Source organism: Bacillus sp. JJ1773 (assembly GCF_036962035.1).
GTDB lineage: Bacteria > Bacillota > Bacilli > Bacillales > Cytobacillaceae > Cytobacillus.
This window is the reverse complement of record NZ_JBALNX010000042.1, coordinates 69,429-76,223: the sequence shown is the minus strand read 5'-3', so window position 1 is coordinate 76,223 and position 6,795 is coordinate 69,429. Positions and strand designations below refer to the sequence as shown.

Sequence of the window (6,795 nt, the reverse complement as noted above, 5' to 3'; positions counted from 1 at the left end):
ATATAGAACAATTTGTCCTATATCTAAATATGAGGGTTGGCTTTATTTAGCAAGTGTGATGGATTTGTATTTCCGAAAAATTGTCGGATGGTCGATGGATAGGGCGATGAATTGGCGTAGTATCAGGCACATGTTGGTTTCCATACTAGACTCAGATTTGCACCTAGGCTACCCTCCAATCCAATTTGCAATTTCAATCCCTTATTCCATTTTTATTGAAAATTATGAAATATGTTACATTTATTTGCATCTAAATAAGAAAAACCGGGCGAAACCGCCCGGTCCTTTTTTGCGGGGGTGTGCTCATTTGTGCCTGGATTTTTTTTTAGAAATACATGAATATTTCAGTGGGATTCCAATGTTACTTTGGTTGTAACTAAACTGTAAATAACTCCGGTAAACCCCATGGGGACAAGGTTTGAAGTCTGTAATATTTCCAACCGGAAATATTTGGTGGTAAAAGCCACTTTCGTTTCCATGATAAAATCAGGACAAGTCATACAAAACACACACCAGGAGGTAACATATGAATAAGCGTTTAGTTACAACAACACTCGCAGTTGCGCTAGGAGTAAGTTCTTTAGGTGCCTTTCCATCCGTTATGCAGCCGATGAATGTTTCTGCAGGAACAGTAGATGCAATGAAAGCTCCGTCGCCTTTCCAGCCGATAGAAGCTTCTGCAGCAACAGTTAGTTCTACGAGTAATCAGCAAGCTTCTGCAGCAAAGGCTGATGAAATTATAAAATTTGCTAAGAGTTTAATAGGGAAAGCGACATATGGAGGAGATTACAGCTATACTTATCCATACCAATTTAAATGTGCATCTTTTATAGACTTTGTTTTTCAATCTAAAGGTGTTCATCTAGGCAGCCGTGATGAAGATTATATGATTAAGCAAGGGACGTATGTGCCTAGAAGTCAACTTCAAAAAGGCGATTTAGTTTTCTTTAGAAGGTCAGCTACAGCAACCGTTCCAAACCATGCTGGGATCTATATTGGAGATAATAAAATAATTCATATGGCAAATACAAAATTAAACATCACTATTTCCGATTTAGATAGTACTTCCTACTATAAAAATAATTATATGACTGCACGTAGAGTCCTGCCGTCTTTAATGCCATCTAACCCGCCAACTAAATCAGATAACATTATTGAAGATGCTTATGATCTTATGGATAATGTAAAAATGGGCAGTGTTAATGATGAAAGATCCATGAAATTTACTGGAGCGGGCTACGTTAACTATATTTACAAATTAAATGGTGTTAGCTTAGGAAAAACTTCAGTAAGAGACTTATCAAAATTAGGTACAACAGTATCGCGCTCAAACTTAAAAAAAGGTGATTTAATTTTCTTTAATAGTACAGTAGGTTCTAGCACACCGTCTAGGGTAGCCATTTATGCAGGTGAACACCGTATTATTGTGCCAAGCTCAGATGGAATTAGCTCGAGAGTGCTGTTATCCGATTATTATAACAGCCATTACATGTATGCTAAGCGCGTATTTTAATAGAAAAAACTGAAATAAAAGGTTAGTATAACTCGTGTCTATTTTAAAAAATACAAGAAGCATTCGTCTGTGAACTATCTGCGAATGCTTCTTTTTTAATTCCTTTAGAAAATCCGCTTAAATGTCGTTTTGGTTTTCTTTGTGCATTTTCCGAATAGCTTTAATGCGTTTCCCCATTTTCCCACGTCCAATCTTGGAAAAAAGGCCGACTGCTGGGCTTGTATTTATTTCAAATATAATCGGATTCCCACTTTGACTGATACCAAAATCAACTCCAAATTCTATATCTGGAACTTCTGATGAGACTACTTCAGCTGCTAAAATGGAGAGTTTATTTAGACTATCAATTATTTTATTCTTCTCTGTTTCATCCATCTTCAAATGTACCGATAACAATTTATCTACCGTCATAGCTTGGGCTCCGCGGTCCATATTAATTATCCCATTTTCCATTGTTTTCCTCGTTGCAATCATTCCGTACATTCCTCCAACAAGCCATTTTCCCTTAAGAGTTTGAACATGAACTCGAATAGATAGAGGATGCCCATCAGGAGTCAAGCTCTGAACACCCTCCTGAACAATATATCCTCCAAATCTCTCAATTGGATGTAGTACGGGGTGGAAATCTTCAATCTTGGTGACGTCTTTTTGAATTTTTTCACCATTTAGGGAATAGCCTTTAAAACAGTAGAGCCCATCGCTATTTTTATAAACTTTATAAATCCCTTTCCCTCGACCACCTCTATTATTTTTTAAATAGATATATTCATAACGTTTTAGTAAATCAGATAGGTTTTCGATCGTATAAAGCTTTGTTTCTGGAAGGTGTTTTGAGATTAAGGGATGATTACCTAACAGTATATATTGATCCCATTTTCTTAATCTTTCCATCAATAAATACACCTCCTTTGGAACATCCTATGTTCAATATATCAACATTGCTTGTACTGATAACTAATGAGCTTTTTTTAGGCTTTATTAAAATGATTCAGGCCATACAAACGCTGCTTTTTGTTTAGTAGCTTGATTTAGGATAGATAACCATACAAAAATAAAAAAATCTCATAATATATATCGAGTTGATTTAATTAAATTGTTGTAGGCGTGGGTCTTTTAAAAACGATCATTTTTATTGATGAGGATAATCTTTCCAACGCGAAAGAAGAAATTATTCTTATTACGCTAAGAGGGAGGGATTAGATGAAGTTTACCATCATAACTGATCACACAACTAGCCATTCAATCTCACTTCATTCGACTGTATTAAAAAAGCTATCAATCTCTAAGCTTCAGGTGATTAATGTAAAAATAGGGATTATAGAAAAACCTGGAGTAACCTTAAGAAAGCATCAGCAAGATAAAGCGGTTATTCATATATCAGCTGACCTTGTAGCAGGTTTTTCGCTTCCAGATTCTATTGACTATGAAGTAATAGTCGGGGAAGAGACACTATTAATCGGCCCTATTATTGGGCTTTTTATAAAAGGGAAAGTAAATGAAATGACTAAGAGAAATATAGATCACTTTAAAAAATATTTAATTGATTACCAGCATATAAACGGTCTCATTTTATTGGTAACTTATGATGGGATTGACGAAAAGAACAAGATTGTTAATGGTTTTGCCTATAATCCAATTGAAAATGAATTTACGAAAGGGACTTTTCCATTTCCTTCAGTTTTATTTTGCAGGAAGACGTTAAAGGAAGCTGACAGGATGATAATACAGAATTTAGTAGGATCTAAATACTTTAACTCCCATGTTATTAATAAATGGGAAATATGGCAATGGCTTTCTATGAGTGATAAATTAAGCCGAAGCCTGCCTGAGACTGGTTTAGCGGTGAATCTCAAGGAAGTAAAGAAGCTAATAGATGAAAGCGGATGTATTTACTTAAAGCCTATTTCAGGAAGTCAGGGAAAGGGAATTTATCAGTTGGAGAAAAATGGGGAAAAATATAAATTAAATTACCGGTTAAATGGAATAAACATGACCACGATTTTAGATAACTGGGATGCAGTGATAAATTATTTGGTGACAGAATTGGATCTAAAAAAATATATTTTTCAAAAAAGGATCCCCTTACTAAAATCTAATAATCGGATTATAGATTTTCGGGTAATTGTTGTTAAAGACCAATACGGATCCTGGGTTGTCCCTGGTATGATAACAAGGTATGGAGTTAAAGAAAGTATAGTCAGCAACATATCAAGCGGAGGTTCAGCGGAGAAAACGTGGAATACTTTAGTTGGAATTTATAACAATGATTTCAATGAGGCATTTAAAAAGTATAAAGAAATTGAGCAATTATCTATTTTATGCTGTAAATTTTTGGAGAAGAAAGAGATACATTTAGCATATATAGGTGTTGATATTGGCATGGATGAAGATAAAAACCTCTGGATTATTGAAATAAATAATCGGTATCCAGATATGAGCATTGCTCTGGATGTCAATGATTTTCAGCTTTATTACCATACGCAAGCAGCCGCCTTACACTATTCAAAGTGGGTAGCAGGTTTCGGGGATCATTTGGAATGATCGAGATGGGCTTTTCATTTTCAAACCGAATTTATCTCGCATTAACGGGCAGTAAGAACATGGTGTCAGAAACCGAGGGTAGAGGTTTCCTCGGTTTCTGACGCTTTTTGCTTATTAATCTATTTTTTCAATCACAAATATTGAAAAGTGGCAATCAATATTTGACGTAACACTTGTAATGGAAATGTAAAGTTTCTCCATAACCCAATAATGTCTAGGCCTCGTAGGGGGCATGTTGGATAATGTTAAGTTTTACCACGTGTGACAATTTCCCTATATGATAAAATTTGTATTCGAGAATAATAACTACATCAGGAGGATAAAAATGAACAAGCGTCTAGTTACAACTACATTAGCATTCACGATTGGATTAAGTACTTTTGCGACAGCCCCGATCATGATGGATCCAGTCACAGTCTCAGCCGCAACAACCACACAGCAGAGCCAAAAAGTGGTTGAGAAAAAGGCAGATGACATAATTAGTCTCGCTAAGAGTTTAATAGGAAAAGCAACATATGCCTCAAAACACAACTATGAAACACTCCAGTTTAGATGTGCTTCGTTCATCGCGTTTATTTTTGAGAATAATGGGATAGATCTAGGTAATCGTGACGAAGCTTATATGGTTCACCAAGGGACATACGTTCCGAAAAATGAATTGCAAAAAGGCGACTTAGTTTTCTTCAAAAATAACCCATCATCAAAAAACCCAAATCATGTAGGGTTGTATATTGGAGATAATAAAATTATACATATGGCAAACGCAGAACTAGATGTTGTTATTTCTGATCTAAATAGCACGTCCTATTATCGAGATAATTATATGACTGCGAGAAGAGTAATCCCTGCTTTACTTCCTTCAGACCCAGCAACAAAAGGAGATAATATTGCTGACCTCTCCTACAATTTAATGAATAAAGTGACAATGGGCAAGGTTAATAACGAAAAAGCAATGCAATTTACGAGTACTGGATTCGTAAAATACGTTTATGGAAAAAATGGCGTTGAAGTAAAAGGAAACTATGTCAAAGATTTGATGGACTTAGGTGAAAAGGTAGCACGGAAAGATTTACAAAAAGGCGATTTGATATTCTTTAGCACTTCTGCAGGGTCGAGCACACCTTCAAGAGTAGCTATTTACACAGGGGAACATCGTATGCTTGTTCTTAGTTCGGAAGGAATTAGTTCGAGAGTCCTTTTATCTGATTATTATGATCAGCGTTATATTACGGCAAAGCGCGTTTTTAAAGATGAAAACAAAGTAGTTCAGTCACCAGTTATACCTAAAACAGATGAAAACAAAGTAGTTCAGTCACCAGTTATACCTAAAACAGATGAAAACAAAATAGTTCAGACACCAGTTATATCTAAAAAAGAAGATAATATTGTAGACTATACATTAAGCATAATGAATAAAGTGAAACACCAATTAAATGTTTACGATGAAAAATCTTTAACCTTCACAAATGCAGGCTTCACCTATTACATTTTTAAACAGCATGGTGTTGACCTGAAAACAAAAGTAGCGAGTCAGCAATCAGTGAACGGTGTACAAGTTCCAAAAGATAAATTGCAAAAGGGTGACCTTATTTTCCTAAAGCAAAGCGGGGGAAGCAAAATTAAGTATGCCGCTATTTATATTGGAAATAATGAATATGTGTATTTATCTAAATCAGGTTCAGTTGTGAAAGAAAGCTTAGAATCTAATTGGTCTAAAAGTAACTTTGTAACAGCTAAGCGTGTACTCTAATCGAATGAAATACTCGGTTGGATTCTAAATTGTACATGACTTTAAGGAAAAAATAAAGAGAAGCATTCGTTTGCGAAATGGCTGCGAATGCTTCTTACTATATTTGAAAGATCCTGACTTCGATTTAAATTAAAAATATATGTCTAAATGCCAAAATTCCCTTCTAGGTGCATTCTCCTGATCTCTTTAATTCGCTTTCGCATTTCCCCATCACCAATTTTGGAAAAATTCCCGACTCCAGGGCTTGTATTTATTTCAAATATAATAGGATCCTTGTAATTGCTAATACCAAAATCAATTCCATACTCTATTTGTGGAAATGCCGCTGCAGCTATTTCGGCAGCTATAACAGAAGCTTCCTTTATACAATTAATCATTTCTTCCCTCTCTGTTTTGTGCATCTTTAGGTGTGTCGATAATAATGAATCTATTGTCATAATTTGAGCCCCGCGGTTTGTATTGATGACTCCATTCTCATTGGTTTCTTCTGTCCCAATCTTTCCATACAACCCTCCAACAAGCCATTTTCTTTTGAGAATTTGAACATGTACCCGAATGGATAACGGGAACCCATCTTGGGTTAAGCTATGGACACCTTCTTGAACAATATATCCCCCGAATCTCTCAATTGGATGCAGTACAGGGAGGAAATCTTCAATCTTTTTAACTTCCATTTGTATTTTTTTACCATTAAGTGTATAGCCATTAAAACAGTAGGGCCCATCTTTCCTTTTATTAACTTTAAAAATTCCTTTCCCTTGCCCGCCTCTATCATTTTTTAAATAGACATATTCAAAACGTTCCAGTAACTCAGATAGGTTTTTAATTGTAAATTGCTTTGTTTCGGGAATGTACTTATTGAGTAAAGGATGTTTACTTAATAGCGAATATTGCCTCCATTTTCCAAGACGTTCCTTCAATACACACACCTCATTTATATGTTATGGTTATACACTTATTGTATGGATATAACAGTAATCCCGATTGGGTA

General features: G+C 35.3%; 5 protein-coding genes and 1 pseudogene. 4 read left to right on the top strand and 2 right to left on the bottom strand.

The genetic code is table 11. From position 1 onward, the window contains the following. Positions 1-376: pseudogene (locus tag V7127_RS11675) on the top strand (hypothetical protein); the annotation flags it as partial. Positions 377-526: 150 nt separating this feature from the next. Then, complete coding sequence (locus tag V7127_RS11670) at positions 527-1,513, top strand: C40 family peptidase (protein ID WP_335486165.1); 987 nt, start codon at positions 527-529, stop codon at positions 1,511-1,513. Between the two features lie 117 nt (positions 1,514-1,630). On the opposite strand, the gene V7127_RS11665 is transcribed toward V7127_RS11670, so the two are convergent. Continuing rightward, the gene (locus tag V7127_RS11665; protein ID WP_335486256.1) at positions 1,631-2,404 is read right to left on the bottom strand and encodes a YheC/YheD family protein; all 774 of its coding nucleotides are present in this window, start codon (positions 2,402-2,404) and stop codon (positions 1,631-1,633) included. A gap of 309 nt (positions 2,405-2,713) precedes the next feature. Between V7127_RS11665 and V7127_RS11660 the strand changes: the two genes are divergently transcribed. Both V7127_RS11660 and V7127_RS11655 read left to right on the top strand, forming a co-directional pair. Then, entirely contained in the window at positions 2,714-4,054 is a 1,341-nt protein-coding gene (locus tag V7127_RS11660) for a YheC/YheD family endospore coat-associated protein (RefSeq protein ID WP_335486162.1), read from the top strand. Between the two features lie 325 nt (positions 4,055-4,379). After that, a complete protein-coding gene (locus V7127_RS11655; protein ID WP_335486159.1) occupies positions 4,380-5,804 on the top strand; it encodes a C40 family peptidase in 1,425 nt (474 codons plus the stop codon). A gap of 143 nt (positions 5,805-5,947) precedes the next feature. On the opposite strand, the gene V7127_RS11650 is transcribed toward V7127_RS11655, so the two are convergent. After that, a complete protein-coding gene (locus V7127_RS11650) occupies positions 5,948-6,724 on the bottom strand; it encodes a YheC/YheD family protein (protein WP_335348190.1) in 777 nt (258 codons plus the stop codon). Positions 6,725-6,795: the final 71 nt, after the last annotated feature.

Coding starts and splice junctions, on each gene's coding strand:
- V7127_RS11670 (WP_335486165.1), top strand. CDS start 527: ATGAATAAGCGTTTAGTTACAACAACACTCGCAGTTGCGCTAGGAGTA.
- V7127_RS11665 (WP_335486256.1), bottom strand. CDS start 2,404: ATGGAAAGATTAAGAAAATGGGATCAATATATACTGTTAGGTAATCAT.
- V7127_RS11660 (WP_335486162.1), top strand. CDS start 2,714: ATGAAGTTTACCATCATAACTGATCACACAACTAGCCATTCAATCTCA.
- V7127_RS11655 (WP_335486159.1), top strand. CDS start 4,380: ATGAACAAGCGTCTAGTTACAACTACATTAGCATTCACGATTGGATTA.